This is a genomic window from Variovorax sp. 10L426, from assembly GCF_056395305.1.
Genome location: NZ_JBFTJF010000016.1, coordinates 103,041 through 125,306, shown reverse-complemented (window position 1 = coordinate 125,306; position 22,266 = coordinate 103,041). Strand labels below are relative to the sequence as shown.

Annotated in this window: 17 protein-coding genes; all 17 read right to left on the bottom strand. The window is 66.9% G+C overall.

Annotated elements, in window-relative coordinates; all coding sequences use genetic code 11:
* Positions 1 to 9 precede the first annotated feature (9 nt).
* Positions 10 to 1,398 (bottom strand): BatD family protein, encoded by a 1,389-nt coding sequence (locus AC1DHL_RS22655; protein ID WP_478102037.1) that lies wholly within the window; start codon positions 1,396 to 1,398, stop codon positions 10 to 12.
* A complete protein-coding gene (locus tag AC1DHL_RS22650; RefSeq protein ID WP_478163441.1) occupies positions 1,395 to 3,044 on the bottom strand; it encodes a VWA domain-containing protein in 1,650 nt (549 codons plus the stop codon). Before AC1DHL_RS22650 ends, AC1DHL_RS22655 begins: the two co-directional genes overlap by 4 nt.
* Positions 3,044 to 4,069, bottom strand: a complete 1,026-nt coding sequence (locus AC1DHL_RS22645; protein WP_478163440.1) for a vWA domain-containing protein — start codon at positions 4,067 to 4,069, stop codon at positions 3,044 to 3,046. The genes AC1DHL_RS22650 and AC1DHL_RS22645 overlap by 1 nt, the downstream gene beginning before the upstream one ends.
* Positions 4,056 to 4,583 carry a DUF4381 domain-containing protein gene (locus AC1DHL_RS22640; protein ID WP_478163439.1) on the bottom strand — a complete coding sequence of 176 codons (528 nt, stop codon included), beginning with the start codon at positions 4,581 to 4,583 and terminating at the stop codon, positions 4,056 to 4,058. Before AC1DHL_RS22640 ends, AC1DHL_RS22645 begins: the two co-directional genes overlap by 14 nt.
* Entirely contained in the window at positions 4,583 to 5,605 is a 1,023-nt protein-coding gene (locus AC1DHL_RS22635) for a DUF58 domain-containing protein (RefSeq protein ID WP_478163438.1), read from the bottom strand. The genes AC1DHL_RS22640 and AC1DHL_RS22635 overlap by 1 nt, the downstream gene beginning before the upstream one ends.
* 16 nt (positions 5,606 to 5,621) lie before the next feature.
* Positions 5,622 to 6,611: an AAA family ATPase gene (locus AC1DHL_RS22630; protein ID WP_478163437.1), complete on the bottom strand. Its 990-nt coding sequence runs from the start codon at positions 6,609 to 6,611 to the stop codon at positions 5,622 to 5,624.
* A gap of 58 nt (positions 6,612 to 6,669) precedes the next feature.
* Positions 6,670 to 9,246: a fused MFS/spermidine synthase gene (locus AC1DHL_RS22625; RefSeq protein ID WP_478163436.1), complete on the bottom strand. Its 2,577-nt coding sequence runs from the start codon at positions 9,244 to 9,246 to the stop codon at positions 6,670 to 6,672.
* 43 nt (positions 9,247 to 9,289) lie between these two features.
* On the bottom strand, positions 9,290 to 10,993 hold the full coding sequence (locus tag AC1DHL_RS22620) for an arylsulfatase (RefSeq protein WP_478163435.1): 1,704 nt from the start codon (positions 10,991 to 10,993) through the stop codon (positions 9,290 to 9,292).
* A 148-nt stretch (positions 10,994 to 11,141) separates the two neighbouring features.
* Entirely contained in the window at positions 11,142 to 12,173 is a 1,032-nt protein-coding gene (locus AC1DHL_RS22615; RefSeq protein ID WP_478163434.1) for an HAD family hydrolase, read from the bottom strand.
* Entirely contained in the window at positions 12,163 to 13,290 is a 1,128-nt protein-coding gene (locus AC1DHL_RS22610) for a formylglycine-generating enzyme family protein (RefSeq protein WP_478163448.1), read from the bottom strand. Before AC1DHL_RS22610 ends, AC1DHL_RS22615 begins: the two co-directional genes overlap by 11 nt.
* Before the next feature lie 264 nt (positions 13,291 to 13,554).
* Positions 13,555 to 15,600 (bottom strand): phenylacetic acid degradation bifunctional protein PaaZ, encoded by a 2,046-nt coding sequence (gene paaZ, locus AC1DHL_RS22605; protein ID WP_478163433.1) that lies wholly within the window; start codon positions 15,598 to 15,600, stop codon positions 13,555 to 13,557.
* Between the two features lie 12 nt (positions 15,601 to 15,612).
* Positions 15,613 to 16,356, bottom strand: coding sequence for an ABC transporter ATP-binding protein (locus AC1DHL_RS22600; protein WP_478102016.1), 744 nt, complete (start codon positions 16,354 to 16,356; stop codon positions 15,613 to 15,615).
* The gene (locus AC1DHL_RS22595) at positions 16,353 to 18,179 is read right to left on the bottom strand and encodes a branched-chain amino acid ABC transporter ATP-binding protein/permease (protein WP_478163432.1); all 1,827 of its coding nucleotides are present in this window, start codon (positions 18,177 to 18,179) and stop codon (positions 16,353 to 16,355) included. The genes AC1DHL_RS22600 and AC1DHL_RS22595 overlap by 4 nt, the downstream gene beginning before the upstream one ends.
* Entirely contained in the window at positions 18,176 to 19,204 is a 1,029-nt protein-coding gene (locus tag AC1DHL_RS22590; RefSeq protein WP_478163431.1) for a branched-chain amino acid ABC transporter permease, read from the bottom strand. Before AC1DHL_RS22590 ends, AC1DHL_RS22595 begins: the two co-directional genes overlap by 4 nt.
* A 95-nt stretch (positions 19,205 to 19,299) precedes the next feature.
* A complete protein-coding gene (locus AC1DHL_RS22585) occupies positions 19,300 to 20,454 on the bottom strand; it encodes an ABC transporter substrate-binding protein (RefSeq protein ID WP_478163447.1) in 1,155 nt (384 codons plus the stop codon).
* Positions 20,455 to 20,517: 63 nt separating this feature from the next.
* Positions 20,518 to 21,141, bottom strand: coding sequence for a TetR/AcrR family transcriptional regulator (locus AC1DHL_RS22580; RefSeq protein WP_478102011.1), 624 nt, complete (start codon positions 21,139 to 21,141; stop codon positions 20,518 to 20,520).
* Positions 21,142 to 21,173: 32 nt separating this feature from the next.
* Positions 21,174 to 22,259 carry a 1,2-phenylacetyl-CoA epoxidase subunit PaaE gene (gene paaE / locus AC1DHL_RS22575; protein ID WP_478163430.1) on the bottom strand — a complete coding sequence of 362 codons (1,086 nt, stop codon included), beginning with the start codon at positions 22,257 to 22,259 and terminating at the stop codon, positions 21,174 to 21,176.
* Between the last annotated feature and the right edge of the window lie 7 nt (positions 22,260 to 22,266).

Below are 22,266 nucleotides of genomic sequence, written 5' to 3'. Positions count from 1 at the left end.
CTTGCGCGTTCAGGCGTGCTCGTCGCCCGGATTGAGCGCAGGGAGCGCGCGATGCTCGGGGTCGCGGCTCTTGCGCGGCGCCAGCCATTTCGTGCGCACGCGCTGGAGTGCACTCAGGAGCGATTCAGATTGCCATGGCACGCCGTCCCCCGGCACCGCGCCCCCGAACAGCCGGGCCTCGAGGGCGCCGAGGCTGCGCGCAAGGTCGTCATCACCCATCCGCGCGCTCCACGCCGCTGCGCCGCTGCCGATATGCCTGCGCGACCACGTCATCAATGCCGCATAGGTCGCCTCGGGATCGTTCTTGCGGCAGGCGGCGACCACGGCTTCGAAATGCGCCGGCTCGCTCGCCGCCTTCGCTTCCAGGCGCTGCCGCCATGCGCGCTTCCATCCGGGAAGGCGCGATGCGAGCCAGCTTGCTGCGAGGGCAAGCACCACCAGCACGAGCGCGACGCCGATCCATTTCCCCCAGGCGACATGGCGCCAGAAGTCCGTCGACTTTTCCCCCACCGCCAACGCCGCCTCGGCCTCGGGCGCGATGCCTTCGCCGTGGCGCCGTGCGGTGACCACGATCGTGACGGCGGGCGCTTCGGCCTTCTCCTGCCTGTTCGTGTTCGCGTCGAACCAGTCGATGTCGATGGCGGGGAGCTTGTAGGTGCCGGGCTTCTCGAAGACGTAGGTCACCCGGTCGATCCGGTGTCCGCCGACAAGGCCGGCGCGGTCCCTGGTGACATCGTCGAGCTTCGGATCGGCCGTGAACGCCCGGACGTTCGACGGCGCCTCGATCTTCGGCGGCGGGATCATCATGGCCTGGGTCATTTCGGCGAAGGTGTCGAGCGTGCGCACCAGCGCATCGCCAGCCTCCAGTTGGGCGTCCTTGCCCTCCACCGGACGATCGAAGCTCTGGGTGATGCTGAGCCGCGCCACCGGTGCCTGAATGCCGCCAGCCGCGGCCGTGCCTTCTGCCGCCCTGACGCTGATCTGCGTCGGCGGCAGCGTGACTTCGCCTTGCCGCGGCTTGCCGTCGTCGCCGCCGTAGGTGAACTTCACGACCAGCGGCGGCAGTGTGAAGTCGCCGGACTGCTGGGCCGTGAAGACGTAAGTCTTGAGGATGCCCGCGTACGTCTGGCCGTCGATCTGTTCGACGGCGTTCTGCCCGGTCTCGTCGGGCATCGTGACGATCGCCCCGGGGATCTGGATATCCGGAAACGGCGGCGCGGAAGTGAAGTAGTTCGGTGTGAGGATCTCGACCTCGATGCGGACCTGCTGGTTGACCAGCGCCGGCTGCTTGCCCAGCACATGAACACGGGCCAACGGCGAAGCGGCCCGCGCGAGCGTCGCCGACACGCACACCAGCAGGACGAGACATGGCAGCAGCCAGCGTCGCGCGTTCGTCATTTGCCTTGCCGCGTAGCCGGGGCCGCGCGCCTGTCGTTCTGCAGTTCGAATTCGCGCGCCAGCAGGTCGGTCGGGCTGGTCTGGATGGCGCGCATCCACATCTCGGCCGATTGCTCGGTCGACACCATCGTCTGCATCTGGCCCTCGCCGCCCTTCTTGTCGAACTGGATCTTGTCGCCCTTGTTCGGTTGCAGTTCCTGGTCTTGATCCTGGTCTTTGTCGTCCGGCGGAATCAGCTTTCGCACCAGTGCGAGGTTGGCTTCTGCGGCGGACCATTTCGGGCGACGCTTCAAGGCTTGCTCGTAGCGTTGCGCAGCCTCCACGAACCGTCCCTGCTGCGCGAGCGCGTTGCCCTGGTTGAAGTCGCTCTCCGGGGAATCGATGCGCGCGAAGCTCTGCACTGCATCGTCGTAGCGCCCGGCGCGATAGAGCGCGATGCCGCGCCACATCGGATCGTCGAACAGCGCCGCGGCTTCGGCATAGTTGCCGCGCTGGAAGGCCACGCGGCCCTGCTGGTCGCGCGTGAGCCACAGGTCGACGAAGCGCCGTCCCATCGTCTCAGTCTGAGTCTGGGTTGCGGGCGCCGCTGGTTCTGCGGCCCAGGTCTCTCGCTGCGGCCCGGCCAGCCCCAGCGCAAGCAGAAGCGCAGCGGCCCAGCGGATGGTCCAACCCTTGCGGAACCAGAGCGCACTCAGCAGCGCAATCGGAATGCACAGCCACCAGCCTTCGTCTTTCCAGCGCGCATGCGTTTCCGCCTGCTTTTGTGCGAGATGCGACTGAACATGCCGTTGCACCCAGCGGATATCGTCGTCGCTGTCGGGCGTCACGGTGGCCAGCGGAACATCGGCCTCGCGCTTGAGGCGGTCGAGCGCCGTGACGTCGAGACGTGCGAACAGGCGCTGCCCGCCGGCATCTTCGACGAAGCCCTGCTCGTCGCGGACCGGCCCGCCTTGTGCGGTGCCGATGCCCAGCACCACCGGTAGCGCACCGTCGCTATCGACCTGCGCCTTGAAGGCGGCGATGGCGGAGGGCTCCACGCCGTCGGTCATGAACAGGACGGTGCCGGGCGTGTCTTCCTTGTCGAGCGCGGCGGCGATGGTCTTGAGCGCCAGCGCCGTGTCCTTGCCCTGCGTCGGCATGATGCGGGTCTGCAAGGCATCGACGAAGGTCCCCAGCAGCTTGGTGTCTTCGGTCAACGGAAGCACGAGGTGCGTCGATCCCGCATAGGCATAGAGAGCAGTGCGCGCACCCTCCCGCCGTTCGAGCAGCGCCTTCAGCTTGAGCTTGGCGCGCTCCAGCCGTGTCGGGCTCACGTCGATCGCGTCCATGGTGCGGCCAAGGTCGATGGCCACCGCGAGCGGCGCCTTGTCTTCGAGAAATGGCGGCAGTTCCCGTCGCCAGGTCGGCCCGGCGAGCGCGACCGCGCCGAGCGCGAGCATCGCCACAGTCAGGTGCAGCGGCTGCAGACGCCAACCGCGAGACTGCTCCACCACCAGCGCGTCGAGCAGGTGCGGCGCGATGGTCCCTTGCCAGCGCCGTCGAACGTCGTCGCGCCAGCTGAACGCCAGCAGCAACAAGGCGGCGGGCAGAAGCGCCAAGAGCCACCAAGGGCGCAGGAAATGGAACTGGGTGAGGAAGTCTTCCATCAGGCGCTTCCTTCCGGCGCAGCCCGTCTTTCGCGCATCCATCGCCCGCCGCGCCGTAACGCGGTGTACGCCGCCATGAGGAAGTGGTACAGGAGCACGAGCGATACCGCGAGGCCGAGCGGCCACATGAAGAGCTCATTCCTCGGCCGCCATGACAGCGTCTTCTGGTTCTGCGGCGTGATCCTGTCGAGCGTGGCGTAGATCTCCTGAAGCTGCGCCTGGTCGCCGCCAAAGTGGAAGGTGCCGCCGGTGGCCGCCGCAATCGATCGCAGTACGTCCAGGTCGACCTTTTCCTCCCCCGTGGCGGCCGGGTCGCCGATGCCGACGGTGTGCACGACCACGCCGCGGTCCTTGGCGATGTCGGCAGCGCGTGCGGGCGGCATCTTGCTGGCCGTGTCGTTGCCGTCGGTGAGCACGATCAGCACCTTCTGCGGGGCCTTGCTCTCGTCGAACATCTTGATGGCAAGGCCCAGTGCGTCGCCGAGCGCGGTGCGCGGGCCCGCCATGCCCGGAATGACATCCTCGATCAATGCGCGCACGAGTTCGTGGTCCATCGTGAACGGCGCCAGCGGGTAGGGCGCATCGCCGAAGACGATCAGGCCGATTCGATCGCCCTTGCGACGCTCGACGAAGTCGCGAACGACTGACTGGACGGCATGCACGCGCGTATCCATGGCGCCGTCGGGCCGCTTGAAGTCGCGCGTCTCCATCGACTGGGAAAGATCGAGCGCGAGCAGCAGATCGCGCGCCGGCTGCACCTTCTCGATCGGCGGCTCCACAAACTGAGGGCGCGCCAATGCGAGGACGACCAGCGCCCACGCGAGCGGCGCCAGCGCCCATTGCAGCCAGTTGCGACGCGGCACGACCGCACCCGCCGCCGGCTGCAGGCCTGCCGCGCTCGCCACCTCATGGAAGAAGGGCAGGCGCACCGAGGGGCTGGATTCACGGTATGGCGCGAGCAGCCACCACACCAGCACCGGCAAGGGCAGCAGCGCAAGCAGCCAGGGATACTCAAGCTGATACATGGTGGCCTGCGATCCAATCCCTGCAGGCCTGCACGAGCGCCTGCGCTTCGGCGCTCGACAGACTGCCCAGCGCGGCGGTGCCGCGGTATTCGATGTCGTTCACGAGGCGGCCGAGCGACGGCGCCGCATTCTTCCCCGTGCCTGCATGCAGTTCGAGGAAGCGCCCCCAGACCTCGCCGCTCGATGCCGCCACGGTCTCGCGCGGCCATGCGGCCAGCGCGGTGCGCTTGAGCAGCGCGGCGACGGCCGCCAGTGCCTGCGCCCGCTGCACATCGTCGGCACCCATGCGTTGCGCGAGCAGGCTCAGCTCGGCCAGCGCCTCGCGCCGGTAGCGGTTGGCGCGATACCGGTGCAACGCGCGCCACGCGACCCACAGGGCCACGCATAGCAGCAAGACGCCGAGCACCGCCCATGCGGGCGTCTGCGGCATCCACGATATGGCAGGCGGCAAGTCGACATCGACGAGCCCCGCCAATGAACCGCTCGCTTCGAGGCCGGACGCAGGAGCAGCCATCACCGCCCCCGCCGCGCCGGCGCCGACAGCCGGCCGAGCAGGTGCCGCAGCTGCGGCGCGGTTTCCTCGCCCGCCGACAAGGGCAGCACGGGCACGCCGATGCCCTGTTGCCACGCGAACATCTCCTTGCTCTGCACATCGACGAATTCGGCGATGCCGCGCCGGATGTGATCGCGGCCGAAGCCGAGTTCCACCTGAAGCTCGCCGTTGCTCACGACCAACTCGCCCGAGGGCGGCAGCTCGCTGAGAAAAGGATCGTGCACCAGCACGGCGAGCAGATCGTTGTGCGCGCTGATCTCCAGCATCAGGTCGCGCGTTCGCTTGTCACGTCCCTCGAAGTCGCTGATCACGACGACGAGATGGTCGTGATGCGCAAGATGCGCGGCATGCAGGAGCGCCTCGTTCAACTGGGCCGAGCCGCGAAGGGCCGGCGCGTCGGCGCGCAGGGCCTGGTTGCGCCGCGCGATCTCGCCGAGCATGTGCAGCACGGCGTCGCGGCTGCGCTGGGGCTGCAGTTCCGTCATGCCGTCGTCGCCGAACACGAGCGCGCCGACGCGATCGCCATCGGCCAGCATGCGCCACGCGAGCAGCGCCGCAGCCTCGGCAGCCGCCACCGACTTCATCGCGCGACGCGTGCCGAAGAACATGTTCATGCGCTGGTCCACCAGCAGCAGCACGGGGCGGTCCTTCTCTTCGGTGTACACGCGCACGTGCGGGACGCCGGTGCGCGCGGTGACGCGCCAGTCCATGTTGCGGATGTCGTCGCCGAACACGTAGGGCCGCAACTCCTCGAAGGCCAGGCCCCGACCGCGCACCTTCGACGCATGCCGGCCGGACAGCAGGCTGTGCACCGGCTGACGCGGCATCAGGCCGAAGTCGCGCGCGGAGGCTTCGAGCTTCGCGAGGTCGGCGGCGCTGACATGCACACCGGGCCGGTTCTCGACGGGAGCGCGCTCCGGCGCGGCGGACCGGCGGCGCGAGACCAGCCCGGCGCGCGCGAGACTGGCCAGGTTCAGACGCATGGGATTCGCTCCCGGATCAGGCCACCGCGACCTTGGCCACCAGCCGGTCGATCACCGCATCGGCGCTGACCTCCGCCGCATGCGCCTCGTACGAAAGGATCAGCCGATGGCGGAACACCTCGTGCACCACCGCCTGCACGTCCTCCGGCGTCACGAAGGCGCGGCCCTGCAGCCATGCGTACGCGCGGGCGACCTTGTCGAGCCCGATAGACCCGCGCGGGCTCACGCCCACCTGGATCCAGCTCGCCAGTTGGTCGTCGAATGGCTTGGGGTCGCGCGTGGCGCTGACGAGCGCGACGATGTAGTTCTCCACCGCCTCGCTGACCTGGATGCAGTGGATCTCGGCGCGCGCGGCGAAGATCGTCTCGGCGGCGATCACGACGGGCGCAGATGCCGCGACAGCACCCGGGGCCGACCCCGTGGCGCCGTACTCCTCTTCGCGCGCCAGCTTCACGATCTGCCCTTCCGCACCTGCCTGCGGATAGCCGACGTTGACGTGCATGAGAAAGCGGTCCATCTGCGCTTCGGGCAGCGGATAGGTACCTTCCTGCTCGATGGGATTCTGTGTCGCCATCACAAGGAACAGCTTCGGCAACGTGTGCGTGGTCCCGCCGACGGTGACCTGCCGCTCTTCCATCGCCTCCAGCAGCGCTGCCTGCACCTTGGCCGGCGAACGGTTCACTTCGTCGGCGAGGATCAGGTTGGCGAACAGCGGCCCGGACTGGAAGCGGAACTCGGCCTTGCCGCCTTCGCTGTAGTAGATCTCGGAGCCGGTGATGTCGGCCGGCAATAAGTCAGGCGTGAACTGGATGCGCGAGAACTTCGCCTCCAGGTGCTTCGCGAGGCTCTTGATCGCGCGCGTCTTGGCGAGGCCGGGCAAGCCTTCGACGAGCAGGTGGCCGTCGGCCAGCAGCCCCAGCAGCAGGCGCTCGATCATGCGTTCCTGGCCGATGATCGATTCGGCCATCTTCGCCTTTAGCGTCAGTACATCGTCACGGGCATTCATAAGCTAACCTCCGCGCTTCGCACTGCGGTGCGAGCGCCTTCGGGCGGCCGGGCGGCGCTCATCTGCGTGTTCCTTCTTCGGCGTCGCCAGCCATCGGTCCGACGAACCAGCGGTAGTAGGGATTGGCACCGTCCTCTTGCATGACGCGCTGGATCTCTTCGGCCCATTCTTCGCGTTCGCCGCGATAGGCGTGGATGCCTGATTGATAGAAGCGCATCAGCCGCTCTCTTTCGTCCTGCAGCATGGCTTCGAAGGCCGGATCGGCGCCGTGCAGAGGTGGCGGGCTCGCGAGCGCCAGCAGTCGTGGCAACACGCGTACGAACTCGCCCTGGCGCACCCAGGGCGCGTACTCGATGCGCGGCTGGTCGTCGGTGACGGGCGGCGCGCCGGCCACGTAGCGTTCGAGCCCCTGGCGATCGGTCACCCACGTCGCGAGCAGCGCGGCGGGCGACGCGATGCCAACTTCGCGCAACGCGGATGCGACGCCGGGTTGCTTGAAGCGCTGCGCAATGCGCGGCACGTCGAGCTCGATGGGCTCGAAGGAGCCCACCAGAAGCATCTCGTGCAGCTCGGTGGTCCACAACGTCGCGTACGGAAACACGTCGAGGAAGCTGCGCACCAGCGAGCGCGTGTCCTCGTCGTTCTGGGTCGGCAGCGGCAACCATTGTGCGAAGAGGCCGCCCGGTTTCAGGCGTTCGGCGGCCAGCGCATAGAAGTCGCTTGAATACAGATTGACCACACCCGCTGCGGAAGGGGGCGGCGGCTCCAGCGTGATCAGGTCGTAGCGCTGGTCGTTGCCGAGCAACTCGCGGCGACCGTCGCGCAGGCGCACTTCCACGCGTGGATCGTTCGCGACCGATTCGTTGCCCTTGAACTGCGGCGCCGCGCGCGCGACCGCCGGCAGCAACTCCGCCACCACGCGTTGATCGAGCGTCGGATAGCGCAGCAATGCGCCGGCGGTGATGCCGGTGCCGAGCCCGATGACCAGCGCCGAGCGCGGCTCCTCCCGCTGAATGAGCAACGGCAGCAGCGCCTGGAGCCGCATGTAGCGCAATGAAGTCATCGAGTCGCCAGAATTCGAGACGCCCTGGATGTATAGGCGCTTGAAGCGGTGGCTGCCCGCACGCTGTTCCACCACGGCCACCGTGCCGCCATTGCTCTCTTCATAGAAGCTCAGCGTGCCGCCGCGCGAGCCGGTCAGCAATTCGGCCAGCCGGTCCGGCGGGGCGAACACTGCAACGAGCGCCGCGACAGCGGCCATGCCGGCAACGCCGCCCAGCCCCCACGCGGTCGACCTGCGGCTGAACATCACGGCCAGCAGACCGATGGCCGACGCTGCGATCGCGAGCAGCCCCAACGTGCGCACGAGACCCAGCACCGGCACGAGCACGAAGCCCGTCAGCAGCGTGCCGGCGATGCCGCCCAGCGTATTGAGCGCAACCACCCGTCCGACGTCGCGCCCCACGTGTCCGGCGTCGACCACGAGCCGCAGTGCCACCGGAAAAGCCGCACCGAGCAAGACTGTCGGCATGAAGACGATACACAGCGCGGCGACAGCAAAGCGCACCGACATCGCAAGCAACTCGGAGCCTTCGCCCGACAGCGGTGAAGCGGCCAGGGACTGCCATTGCGGCAGCCACGGGCCCAACGCCGCGAACTCCAGCAATGCGATGAGGCCCGCAGCTGTGATCAGCAAGCCGAACGCCGTCCACGGATCGCGAACCCGGTCGGCCCAACGGGAATACAGCGCGCTGCCGATCATGAGCCCGGCGAGATAGGTCGCGAGCATCACCGAGAACGCAAAGGCCCGCGTGCTCATGAATTGCACGATGGCCTGCGACCACACGACCTCGTAGCCGAGCGCCACGCCGCCCGCGAGCGCATAGAGCCACAGCGCACGTCGCGCAAAGGGCGTCGCGCGCGCAGGCGTCCTCGCCGGGGCAGCCGAAAACGCGGAGGATGCCGGGGGCTTGGAAACGGCAGATCGATCCAACGCCAGCGCCGCCAGTCCGACAGCGACATTCAGCGCGGCCGCCGCAAAGGCCGAGCCACGCACGCCGAGGACGGGGATCAACACGAAGGAACTCAGCAATGCACCGACGATCGCGCCCAGCGTGTTCGCCGCATACAGCCCGCCGCCCGTATGCCCGACCCGCGAAGCCCGTGGCGCGACCGCGCGCATCAGCACCGGCAGCGTCGCACCCATGAGCATCGCGGGCAACATCACGAGCAGCGTGGGAAGCAGCCATGCCAGAGGCCCGAGATGCGCTTCGAGCCACACGAAAGGCGCGGCGGAATGCGCCAGCGCCAGCGTCGAGACGCAGGCCAGCACCGCGATGCCGGCCTCGATGCCCGCATAGAGCCGCAGTGGTCGCGCATGCGCATCGGCGCGCGGACCGGCCAGCCATCCACCCAGCGCGAGGCCGGCGAAGAATGCCGCGACGCCGAGCGCCACCGCATGCACCTCGACGCCGACCACCAGCGCGAGCTGCTTGACCCACAGCACCTGGAACACCAGCGCCGAGACGCCCGAGGCCAGCAGGAGCCCACAGGCGAGCGACACACGCAGGCCGGCGCGGGCAGCCACGTGCACCGGCGGATTGCCAGCGGGCACCGATGCAGAAGTGGCGCTCATGGGGCGTTCACTTTCCGGTCGGCGCCGCCTGCGGCCCATTCGTTCACTTCTTCTGCGGCTGCTGGGCTTGCTGCTGTTGTTTCTCCATCGCGGCCTGTACCTTGCGCTTCACGGCGCTCTCCGTCTGGTCGATGGTGAAGCTCGCGGGGATCTGGCTCGGCGGGAAATCCACGAAGGTCTGCAGGAATTCGCCGGCCCTCCGGGTGCCCTCGAACATCACGAAGGCGTTTTCAGTCTGCATCTGGTCGTACCCGCTCGTCGGGCCGATATCTCCGCGCTCGTAAGGGTCCAGCCGCAGGTTGTAGAACTTGGGCGTTCGCAAGCAGGTGAATGGCTCCCTCCATACCTGCATTCCGCCGGGCGCTCGCTGCTCGCAGAAGACCACCTTGAACGCGGTCGGATTCGTCGCATTGGGCAGGACCGTGTCGAAGCGAACCGCCACCAAGTCTGCGTCATCGTTGAAGTAGAAGAACTCCTCGCGCGCACTCTTGTCGGTCTGCCCCGTCAGCATGGGCAACTGGTTGTAGCCGTCGAGGTGGACCTTGAAGCTCTTTCCGCCGAGCGAAGCGCCCTTCAGCAACCGGTCCTTGACGTTGTTGTCCCCCGCGGCCGCCAGCAGCGTCGGGAACCAGTCGAGCCCCGACATGAGTCCGTTGCTCACGGTGCCCGGCTTGATCTTGCCGGGCCAGCGGACCATCGCCGGCACACGGAAGGCGCCTTCCCAGTTCGAGTCCTTCTCACTTCGGAATGGCGAGTTGGCGGCATCCGGCCAGCTGAAGAAGTTCGGCCCGTTGTCCGTGGTGTAGACCACGATCGTGTCGTTCGCGATGCCTGCGTCGTCGAGTGTCTTGAGCAACTTGCCGACGTTCTGGTCCATTTCCCACATGCCGTCGGCGTACTCATGCCCGGCGCCGAGCCCTGCCTTGCCACGGAACTCCGGCCGCACGTGCGTGAAGAGGTGCATGCGCGTGAAGTTCATCCACACGAAGAAGGGCTTCTTGTCCTGCGCCTGCTTCTTGATGTAGTCCATCGCCGCGCCGGTGGTCTCGTCGTCCACCGTTTCCATGCGCTTGCGGGTCATCGGACCCGTGTCCTGGATCTTGCCGTCCGCCGTCGCGCGCAGCACGCCACGCGGGTTGTACGACTTGGTGAAGTTCGGGTTGTTCTTGAACCAGAAAGGACGCTCCGGCTCCTCCTCCGCATTCAGGTGATACAGGTTGCCGAAGAATTCATCGAAGCCATGCTTCGTCGGCAGGAAGCGATCCTGATCGCCGAGATGGTTCTTGCCGAACTGCGCCGTGCCATAGCCGAGCGGCTTGAGGGCTTGGGCGATGGTGACGTCTCGATCCTGGAGGCCGACCGGCGCGCCAGGGATGCCGACTTTCGACATGCCTGTACGGAACACGGTCTGGCCCGTGATGAAGGTGGAGCGGCCCGCGGTGCAACTGTTCTCCGCGTAGTAGTCGGTGAACTTCATGCCCTCGTTGGCGATTCGGTCGATGTTGGGCGTCCTGTAGCCCACGATGCCGTTGCCGAAGGCGCTGATGTTGCTCTGGCCGACGTCGTCGCCGAAGATCACGAGGATGTTCGGCTTCTTGCCGCCGCTTTGGTTCTGCCCTTGCCCTTGTGGCTGGGCCTGGGCCTTCGCTTGCGCCTGCACCGAAATCGGCACGAACGAACAACCGAGGGCGGCGACTGCGAGGATGGCCCCCGCGAATCGTCGAACACCGGGGAATGTACTGGTCATGGACTTCACTCCTTTCGCCTCAATACTGTGAATTCGTCGGCGCCTTCCGAGATTCGAAAGAACCGACCCGATGAAAGGCGCCTGCATCCGCGCGCTCTGCTCTTCTTCGATGCTTCTCCGGCTCGAATGAAAGTTCCCTGCATCTGAATCACTTGGGCGGAGGCGGGAAGATCGTCTTCCAGTCGCGCTTCATGCTGACGACGATCCAACCGTTCGCAGGCGCTGCGTCGAGCGCCTTGTCGAGCTTGCCGACCTTGGAGTCGCGGTCGTAGGCGAACTCGCGGTCCGCGTCGTCGTGGTGAACGATGAGCCCCAGGCGCGCGCCGGGGCCGCCGGTCGTGTACTGCAGCATCTGCAGGTCGCCGTCGGAGTTGCCGAAGGCAAGGATCGGCCGCATGCCGATGTTGCGGTAGATGCCCACCGGCTTGCCGGGCCCGTCGTCGATGAAGTCCAGCTTGGGCTCGCGCAGCAGCACGGGCTTGCCGTCGCGGAGGTCGTACTTGATCAGTTGGCTGGAACCGATCACCTGCTCCGGCGGGATACCGTAGACCTTCGTGACCCAGGGCCGCATGAATTCGATGGTGCCGCCCGAGACGATGTAGGTCTTGAAGCCATTGGCGCGCAGGTAGCTCAACAACTCCAACTGCGGCTGATAGACCAGTTCGGTGAAGGGCCGCTTGAACTTCGGATGACGCGCGGTGGCGAGCCAATTGCGGATCGTCGCGTCGTACTCGTCCGTCGTCATGCCGCTGTTGGCCGCGACCATGAGTTCCAGCAGCGGCTTCTCGCCGACCGCGGCCAGGGCCTTGAGATCATTCGCCAACAGCGGCTTGAGCGCGGGATTGCTCTGCCACTCGGGGTGCCGTGGCGCCGCTGCCTTCACCTGGTCGATCATGAACAGGAACTGGAAGTACAGCGGCTGCTCGCTCCACAGGGTGCCGTCGTTGTCGAAGACCGCGATGCGCTCGGCGGGCGGGACGTAGGCCGGGCCACCCTCGCGCGTGACGTCGCCGACGAACTTCACGATCGCCTGCCTGGAAGCACCGTCGTTCCACGACGGCAGCGGATCGCCGGCCATGGGCCCGGTGCCGGCGCAGCCCAGCAGGCTCAGCGACGCGACCGCGGCGGCTGCGATGCCGAACGCGCGGCGGGTCCAACCTTGCATGGGCTTAGCTTCCATTTGGCCTTCTTTCGTTCGATGTGTCGGGCTTCCAGCGGTCGGCGTCCATGACGAGCCTGAAGCCCAGGTGCGACATGCTGGTGTAGGGATCAGTGCCTCTGCGGGCGCTCGGCCGGTAGCTCATGCAATAGGCCTCGTTGCACAGGAAGGAGCCGCCGCGCGTCACGCGTTTCGGTGCGCCCTCCGGCACGCCGGGTTCGGACGGATCCCAACTGTCGGACGGTCCCCGCGGGTCGGCCTGCGGCTCGCCGTTCTTCGCAACGCGCGCGAACTGGTCGGCGCGATACCAGTCGGCAACCCATTGCCAGGCATTGCCAGTCATGTCCTGCAAGCCGTAACCGTTGGCGGGGAAGGTGCCGACCGGACTGGTGCCCACCGCACCGCCGCTTTTCGGGCGGATGACCGGGAAGGGCTGAGGATGCTGGCCCTGCCACACGTTGGCCATCTGCTTGTCGCCGGGTTTGAAGTCATTGCCCCACACATACGTGGCCTGCTCCAGTCCGCCGCGTGCGGCGAACTCCCATTCGGCCTCTGTCGGCAGGCGCTTGCCGGCCCACTTGGCGTAGGCGAGCGCATCTTCGTAGCTGACCTGCACCACGGGATGGTCGTCATAGCCGTCGATGCTGCTGTTCGGGCCCCTCGGATGCTTCCAGTCCGCGCCGGGCACGTAGGCCCACCAGCGCGAGAAGTCGCGGTAGTCCACTTCGTCGTGCGTGCCGGTGAAGACCATCGCGCCGGCCACCAGCGCGTTGTCGGGCGGGCGTGGCGTACCGGGCATCACCTGCGGCGCGATCGTGTCCCAGTCGGGCTTGCGCTCGGCCGTCGTCACGTAGCCGGTGGCTTCGACGAAGCGACTGAATTCGGCATTCGTCACATGGTTCTGGTCCATCCAGAAGCCCTTGACGCTCGCGGGATGGGCCGGCTTTTCATTGGCCTGGGCGAGCTTGCTGTCGCTGCCCATCAGAAACTTGCCCCCGGGCACCCAGACCATGCCCTTGGGCGCGCTCGTTCCGTCGCCGACGACGATGCGATGAACGGCTTCGGGAGTGCTTGCTTCCTTCGCCTCCTTCTTCCACCAGCTCGTGGCCACGAGGTAGCCGGCAGCCGCAGGCAGCATCACCGCGAGCAGCAGCAGGACGGCCTTCTTGCCGGCCCCACCGAGGTGCTCGTCGCTATCTGTCAGGGCCGTCTCTGCCGCCGGAGAAGCCGCGACAGCATCTCCTGCTGCATTGCGCGAAGTGCGCCTGTTCTTGCCCATCGCCAGCTTTTCCTGTGACCGCGTTGCCGACGAGTCTTGCGCGCACCCCGCCCAGTGTCAACTTGCACCAAGGTGCAAGCCCGGATGCCCCGAGGGCCACGGGGCATTCCGTTGCGCGCGATGTCAGGCGCGCTTGGCGACCAGTGTCAGGATGTCGTAGCTCGCCACCAGGTCACCGTCCTGGTTGGTCACCTCCACATCCCACGCCACCACGCCCTGGCCGACGCCGTTGGCATCCTTCTTCTGCCGATCGATCTTGCGCTTGCAGGTCAGCCGCGCCCGGATCGTGTCGCCGATGCCCACCGGCTTGACGAAGCGCAGCGTATCGAGCCCGTAGTTAGCCAGCACCGGCCCCGGCGCCGGCGAGACGAAGAGCCCCGCGGCGGCCGACAGCACGAAGTAGCCGTGCGCGATGCGCTTGCCGAAGGGGCTCTCCTTCGCGGCCACTTCGTCGAAGTGCATGTAGAAGTAGTCGCCGGAGATGCCGCCGAAGGCCACGATGTCGGCCTCGCCCACCGTGCGACGGTGCGTGAGCAGCGAATCGCCGATCTGAAGGTCTTCGAAGTGCTTGCGGAAAGGATGCACCTCGGATTCGTTCAGCTTCGCGCCGCGCATGTATTCGCCGGTGACGGCCGCCAGCATGGTCGGCGAGCCTTGCACGGCTGCGCGCTGCAGGTAGTGCTTGACCGCGCGCAGGCCGCCCAACTCTTCGCCGCCGCCCGCGCGGCCGGGGCCGCCGTGCTTGAGGAAGGGCAAGGGCGAGCCGTGACCCGTCGACTCGACGGCGGCTTCGCGGTCCAGCACGAGCAACCGGCCATGGTGCGCGGCGGCCACAGGGATGGCCTTCGCAGCCGTGGCAGGGTCCTTGGTAACCAGCGTGCCGACGAGGCTGCCGCGCCCGCGCGCTGCGAGGGCGAGTGCTTCATCGAGGCCTTCATAGGGCATGAGCGTGCTCACGGGGCCGAATGCTTCGACGTCGTGCACCGCGTCATGCCGGAGCGGGTCGCGTGAAAGCAGCAGCGTGGGAGAGAAGAACGCGCCCTCGGCCACGCCTTCGCCACGCGGCGTGAACCCGTCGCGTTCGCCGTAGACCAGCTCGGCGCCCTGCATCAGCGTGCGCACACGCTCGGCAACGTCAGCCTGCTGCGCGTGCGAGGCGAGCGCGCCCATGCGCACGTCTTCGAGCGACGGGTCGCCGACCACGGTCTTCGCCAACCGCGCGCGCAGCTTCTCGGCCACCGCGTCGAGGTGCTGGCGCGGCACGATCGCGCGGCGGATGGCGGTGCACTTCTGCCCCGACTTGACGGTCATCTCGCGCGCCACTTCCTTGACGAAGAGATCGAACTCCTCATCGTCGGGCGACACATCCGGTGCGAGGATCGCGCAGTTCAGCGAGTCGGCCTCGGCGTTGAAGGGGATCGACTGGCGCACGATGTTCGGATGCACGCGCAGCTTCGCGGCCGTGTCGGCGGAGCCGGTAAAGGTCACGACATCGGAGCCGTCGAGCCGGTCGAGCAGGTCGCCGGTGCTGCCGATCACCAGTTGCAGGCTGCCCTCCGGCAGCAGGCCCGAGCGGTGCATCAGCCGCACCAGCGCTTCGGTCAGGTAGCTCGTCGACGTGGCCGGCTTGCCGATGCAGGGCATGCCCGCGAGAAAGCTCGGCGCCCATTTTTCGAGCAGGCCCCATACCGGGAAGTTGAAGGCATTGATATGCACCGCGACGCCGCGGCGCGGCACCAGGATGTGCGTGCCCGCGAAGCCGCCCTTCTTGCCGAGCGGCATGGCGGGTCCTTCATGCACAAGGTTGCCCGACGGCAGTTCGTTGCCGCCGATGCCGGCATAGGCGGCGAGCGTGCCGGCGCCACCCTCGATGTCGATCCAGCTGTCGGCGCGCGTGGCGCCGGTGTGCGCCGAAATCGCGTACAGCTCTTCCTTGTGCTCGGCGAGGTACTTCGAGAGCGCGCGCAGGCGTTGTGCACGCTGCTGGAAATCCATGGCGAGCAGGTTGGGCAAGCCGACGTTGCGCGCGTGATCGAGCGCCTCGCCGAAATCGATGCTCTCGGCATGCGTGCTCGCCACGAGGCGCCCGTTGACGGCGCTGCGGAGTTCTTGCGCGCCCTGCTGGCCGAGCCAGCGGCCGCCGATGAAGCTTTGAAGGATCTGGGTCATGGAATTCTCCGGTCAGGCCGAGACGGCGTTCTTGCTGCCGAGGCCGAGGTAGGTGTCGATGATTCGACGGTCATGAAGCAATGCCTGCGCGGGGCCGGTCAGCGCGACTGCGCCGGTTTCCAAAACGTAGCCCCGATCGGCCACTTGCAAGGCGGCGCGCGCGTTCTGCTCGACCAGCAGCACCGATACGCCGTGCGAACGCAGCGAAGACACCACGTGCAGCACTTCGCGCACGATCAGCGGCGCGAGGCCGAGCGAAGGCTCGTCGAGCATCAGCAGGCGCGGCCGCGCCATCAGCGCGCGGCCGATGGCGAGCATCTGTCGCTCGCCGCCCGACAGCGTGCTGGCAAGCTGCACACGGCGTTCCTTCAGCCGCGGGAAGATCGCGAAGACTTCATCCATGCGCTCGCGCTGGTCGCGCTTGCCGGTCCGCCAGCGGTAGAAGCCGCCGAGCAGCAGGTTGTCCTCGACGGACATCTCGCCGAAGAGCTCGCGCCGCTCAGGCACGAGCGCCACGCCGCGCGCGACCATCGCCTCGACGCTGGGCCGCGCGATGCGCTCGCCATCCAGCGTGAGGCTACCGGTGGAACGCAGCAGGCCCATCGCCGCGCACAGCAGCGTCGTCTTGCCGGCGCCGTTGGGGCCGATGACGGTGACGATCTCACCTTCGTTGACGCTCAATGCGATGCCATGCACCGCTTCGACCGCGCCGTAGGCGACGCTGAAGTCCTGGAGTTCGAAGAGCGGGTTCATCATGCAGCCATGGGGATCGGTTCGTCGCTGCCGCCCAGGTAGGCGTCCAGCACACGGGGGTTGGATTGCACTTCGGCGGGCGTGCCTTCGGCGATGACGGTGCCGAACTCCAGCACCGTGATGCGGTCGGCCAGATTCATGACGAACTCCATGTCGTGCTCGACGACCAGAATGCCCAGGCCTTCGGCGCGCAACTGGGAAAGCAAGGTCGCGAGTGCCTGCTTCTCGAGATGGCGAAGGCCGGCTGCCGGTTCGTCGAGCAGCAACGCGGCCGGCTGGCCCGCGAGAGCGCGCGCGATCTCGACCACGCGCTGCTGGCCCAGCGCCAGCGATGCCGCCGGCACGTCGACGTACTCGCCAAGCCCGCAGCGCTCGATCTGCCGGCGCGCTTCGGCCAGCAGTGCGGCTTCCTCGGCGCGATCCAGCCGCAGCATCGAGGCCAGCCAGCCGTGACGTCCGCGCCGGTGTGCACCGAGCGCCACGTTCTCCAGCACGCTGCGATTGCCGAGCAGACGCACATGCTGGAAGGTGCGACCCAGTCCGCGGGCGGCGAAGTCACGCGACGGCCTGCCGCTCATCGCATCGCCCATCAGGCGCACTTCGCCCTCGCTCGGGTCGTCGACGCCGGAGATCATGTTGAAGAAGGTGCTCTTGCCGGCGCCGTTGGGGCCGATCAGCGCATGCACTTCGCCGGCCTTCAGCGTCATGGCGACGGCATTGTTGGCGACGAGTCCGCCGAAGCGCTTCGTGACCTTGTCGGCTTCGAGCAGCAGCTTGCCTGCCGGCGGCAGCGTCCGACTGGCTAGCGCGGCGGTCGTCCTGGGCACCGGCACGGGATTCGGCTTCAGGAAGCGTCCGGACACGCGCGCCAGCGTCGGCCAGAGGCCTTCGGCAAAGCGTTGGAGCACGAAGAGCATCAAGAGGCCGAAGACGATCACCTCGAAATTGCCGCTGGCGCCGAGCAGCTTCGGCAGGATGTCCTGCAACTGCTCCTTGACCAGCGTGATGAGCGTCGCGCCGAGCACGGCGCCCCACAGGTGCCCCGCGCCGCCGACCACCGCCATGAAGAGATATTCGATGCCGATGTTGAGATTGAAAGGCGTCGGGTTGACGAAACGCTGCATGTGCGCATAGAGCCAGCCCGACAACGCCGCCAGCAGCGCAGCGAGCACGAACACCTTGACGCGGTAGCGCGCCGTGTCGACGCCCATCGACTCGGCCATGACGCGGCCGGACTTGAGCGAGCGGATGGCGCGCCCTTCGCGCGAATCGAGCAGGTTGTGCAGCGCCCACAGCGCCAGCAGCAGCACCGCCCAGATCAACGGCCCCAGCGCGCGCGGCGATGCGAGCGAGAAGCCCGCCACCGTGAGCGCCGGGACGCCGGTGATGCCGGTCTGCCCGCCGAGGAACTCGAGGTTGCCGAACAGGAAGTAGAGACTCAGCCCCCATGCGATCGTGCACAGAGGAAGATAGTGGCCGGAGAGCTTCAGCGTGATTGCGCCCAGCCCCCATGCGATGGCGAAGGTGAGCACGAGGCCGAGCACCAGCCCGACCCACGGTAGCGCGCCCGGAGCAACCATGCCGCCCAGCGCCGCGGCAGCAGCCGGCGACGTGCAGACCCACGCAGTGGCATACGCGCCGACGGCGACGAAGGCCGCCTGCCCGAAAGAGGTCATGCCACCGATGCCGGTGAGCATGACGAGGCCGGCCGCGACCATCGAATAGAGACCGATGTAGCTGAACAGCGTGACGGTGAACTCGGGCAGCCAGGCCCAACTGAGCGCCAGCGCGGCGATGCACAGCAATGTGAGGTATCGCCGCGTCATTCCTCGTCCTCCACGTGACGGCTATGAAGCGAGCGCCACCACAACACCGGAATGATCAGCGTGAACACGAGAACCTCTTTGAATGCACTGGCCCAGAACGATGAGAAGGCTTCGAGTTGTCCCACCAGCAGTGCTCCGAGCAGCGCGATCGGGTAGCTCCCGAGCCCGCCGACGATGGCCGCGACGAAGCCCTTGAGGCCGATCAGAAAACCGGTGTCGTAATAGACAGTCGTCAACGGCGCGATGAGCAGGCCCGAGACGGCGCCGATCAAAGCAGACAGCGCGAAGCTCAGGTCGCCCGACAGATCCGTCGGAATGCCCATGAGACGCGCGCCGACGCGATTCATCGCGGTGGCACGCAGGGCCTTGCCGACGATGGAGCGCTCGAAGAACACGAACATCAGCAACACGAGCACGAGCGCGACGCCCACCACCACCATCGACTGGCCGCTGATCGCGACGCCGCCGAGGTCGAACTGAGCCTCCGAAAACGCCGGCGTGCGCGATCCTTCGGCGCCGAAGAACAGCAAGCCGAGACCGACCAGCACGCCGTGCAGGGCGACCGAGACGATCAGCAGAATCAGGACCGTGGCATCGGCCAGCGGTCGATAGGCGAGCCGGTACAGCAGCGGCCCCAGCGGCGTGATGAGCACCAACGCGGTGGCGGCCTGCATGCCCAACGACGACGGATGCACACCAAGCACGAGCAAGCAAGCCAGCGCGGGAAAGCCGATCGTCCACACCGCCGTGGCCTTCCAATCGACCGTGGCGCCGCGCTTCCAACGCCAGGCTTCGACGACGAGGGTCGCGACCGCCAGCGCCAGCAGCAGCCACAGCGTGGCCGGCGTGCGCCCGGCATTGAGTGCGGCCATCGACAACGCGCCGAAAGCCACGAGTTCGCCCTGCGGGATGAAGATCACCCGCGTGACGGAAAACACCAGCACCAGTGCCAAGGCCATCAGTCCGTAGACCGCGCCATTGACGATGCCGTCCTGCCCCAACAACAGGGCAATCTGTACGTCCATGTTTGATTCCGGCTCCGCCGCTGTGCGGCCTTTGGCTTTTGTTCAGGCGAGGGAAGGCATCGAGCGATACCTTCCCTTTTCTTCAGCGAACGGGCTCAGGGAGCCGGGGGCAGGTACTTCCAGGCACCGTTTTCGATCTTGACCATCACGCGGGCGCGCTGGTCCAGGCCGAGGTGGTCGTTCGGCGTCATGTTGAACACACCATGCGCGCCAGGCAGCTCCTTGACCTGCTCCAGCGCATCACGCAGCGCCGAACGGAACTCCGGCGTGCCGGGCTGCGCCTTCTTGAGCGCGACCGGAACCGCAGCGGCCATCAGCAGGCCCGTGTCCCACGCATGCGCGCCGAAGGTCGAGACCGAACCCTTGCCGTACGCGGCTTCATAAGCCGACACGTAAGCCAGCGCCGACTTCTTCACCGGATTGGCGGCAGGCAATTGCTCCGCGACGAGCACCGGGCCGGCCGGCAGGAAGGTGCCTTCGACGTCCTTGCCGCCCACGCGCAGGAAGTCGGCATTGGCCACGCCGTGCGTCTGGTAGAGCTTGCCGGTGTAGCCGCGCTCCTTCAGGCTCTTCTGCGGCAGCGCGGCCGGCGTGCCGGAACCTGCAACAAGCACCGCATCCGGCTTGGCCGACATGAGCTTCAGCGTCTGGCCGGTGACAGAGGTGTCGGTGCGCGCGTAACGTTCGTTGGCGACGATCTTGATCTTCTTCAGGTCGGCGGCCTTGGAAAACTCCTGGTACCAGCCTTCGCCGTAGGCGTCCGAAAAGCCGATGAAGCCCACCGTCTTCACACCGTTGGCGGCCATGTGCTCGGCGATCGCGAGCGACATCATGATGTCGTTCTGCGGCGTCTTGAACACCCAGCGCTTCTTGGCGTCCATCGGCTCGATGATGCGCGCCGAGGCGGCCATCGAGATCATCGGCGTCTGGCTTTCGGCGGCGACGTCGACCATCGCCAGCGAGTTCGGCGTGGTGGTCGAGCCGAGGATCACGTCGACCTTGTTCTCGGAGATCAGCTTGCGCGTGTTGTTCACCGCCGCCGTGGTGTCGCTGGCATCGTCGAGCACGATGTAGTTGATCTTCTGGCCGCCGATGGTCTTGGGCATCAGCGCGATCGTGTTCTTCTCGGGAATGCCGAGCGACGCAGCCGGCCCCGTCGCCGACACGGTGACGCCGACGTTGATGTCGGCGTAGGCGAACGCCGATGCCATCAGCGCCGCGATCACGGCGAGGGGTTTGAGGTGTTTCATGCTCATGCGGTTGTCTCCGTTTGCTGGTTGGAAAAACTAAAAAAGGGTTGAAGTCCGGTCGATTCAGGCGTCTACCTTGGCGACGGGCCGCGGCAGTCTGACACCGGGCAGCCCGCCGAGGAAGAGGTCTGCTACTACCGGCGCCATCGCGTCATAGTCGAGCTCGCCGTCGGGCCGCATCCAGATGAACATCCAATTGATCATTCCGAACAGCAGCATTGTCAGCGGCTTGGCGAGCTTGCTCTTGCGCAAGTCGGGGCGCAGTGCGATGACGGCGCGGGCGAAGCCGGCGACGACGGTGCGCTGGGTGCCCAGCACGCGCTCGCGGTCGTCGGGCTCCATGAACTTGACGTCTTCGGTGAGCACGCGGTGCGCATGCCGGGCGCCTGCATATTCCTCGACGAAGCGCCGGATGAGCTCGCGCAAGTGCGCTTCAGGCGCGAGGCCCTGCTGCTCGACGTCGGTCACGAGGTCTTCGAGGCGGGAGACGTGGTTCTCCGCGATGCTGACGAGCAGGCTGTATTTGTCGCGGTAGTAGTGATAGAGCAGCGCCTTCGAAAAGCCGCAGGCTTCCGCCACCTGGTTCATCGAGGTCGCGGGATAACCCCGGTTCGCGAAGAGCTGCGCGGCATGATCCAGGATCATTTCGCGCTGATCGTCGTATCCGGGTGAGCGTCCTCGGGCCATGGGGTTCCTTCTTGCGTTCTTGTATTGAGCGCCTAGCGTTCGTCGAACGACAGGACCACGCGCTCGGTCAGCGGATGGGCCTGGCAGGTCAGCACGAAGCCGGCAGCGACCTCGTTCTTGTCGAGCGCGAAGTTTCGCTCCATCCGGACCTGGCCTTCGACGAGTTTGGCGCGACACGTGCCGCACACGCCCGAGGTGCATGAAAACGGCACTTCGAGGCCCGCCGCCGACGCGCAGTCGAGAATGCTCGGCTGGTCCTTGCGGAACTCGATCTCGCGCTGCAATCCGTCGCGGATGATGACGACCTTCGCCAGCTCGGCATCGCCGGGGCGAGCCTCGTGGATCACCGCGCCCACCGGCGCGCCTTCGGGCGCCGCGACGCCGAAGCGCTCGATGTGGATGCGCTCTTCGGGCACGCCGGCCGCGAGCAGCGCCGCTTCGGCCTCGTCGTTCATCTGGAAGGGACCGCAGATGTAGGCGTGGTCGATGCTGCCGGCCGGCACCACGGTCGACAGGAACTCGCCGAGCTTCTCGCGGTTCATGCGGCCCATGTTCAGCGGCGCGTCCGTCGGTTCGCCCGAGAACACATGGTGCAGCACCAGCCGCGTCATGTAGCGGTTCTTGAGGTCTTCCAGCTCTTCCTTGAACATGGTCGACTGCAGCTTGCGGTTGCCGTAGATCAGCGTGAAGCGCGAGTGCGGTTCGCGCGCGAGCACGGTCTTCATGATCGACAGGATCGGCGTGATGCCGCTGCCGCCGACGATGCCCACATGCTGGCGCCGCGATTGCGGCTCGATCGGCACGAAGAAGCGGCCTTGCGGCGCCATCACGTTGATGGTGTCGCCGGGCTGGAGTTGCTCGTTGATCCAGTTCGAGAAGGTGCCGCCCTTGACCTTGCGCACGCCCACGCGCAACTCGCCGTCGTCGACGCCCGCGCAAATGGAGTACGAGCGGCGCAGGTCCTGGCCGTCGATGTCCTTGCGCAAGGTGAGGTACTGGCCCTGGGTGAAGCCGAAGACGTCGCGCAGATCTGTCGGGACGTCGAAGGAGACGATCACCGCTTCTTCGGTGTCGGGCTCGACTGCGCGCACGCGCAGGGGGTGAAACATGACGCTCATGGCATTT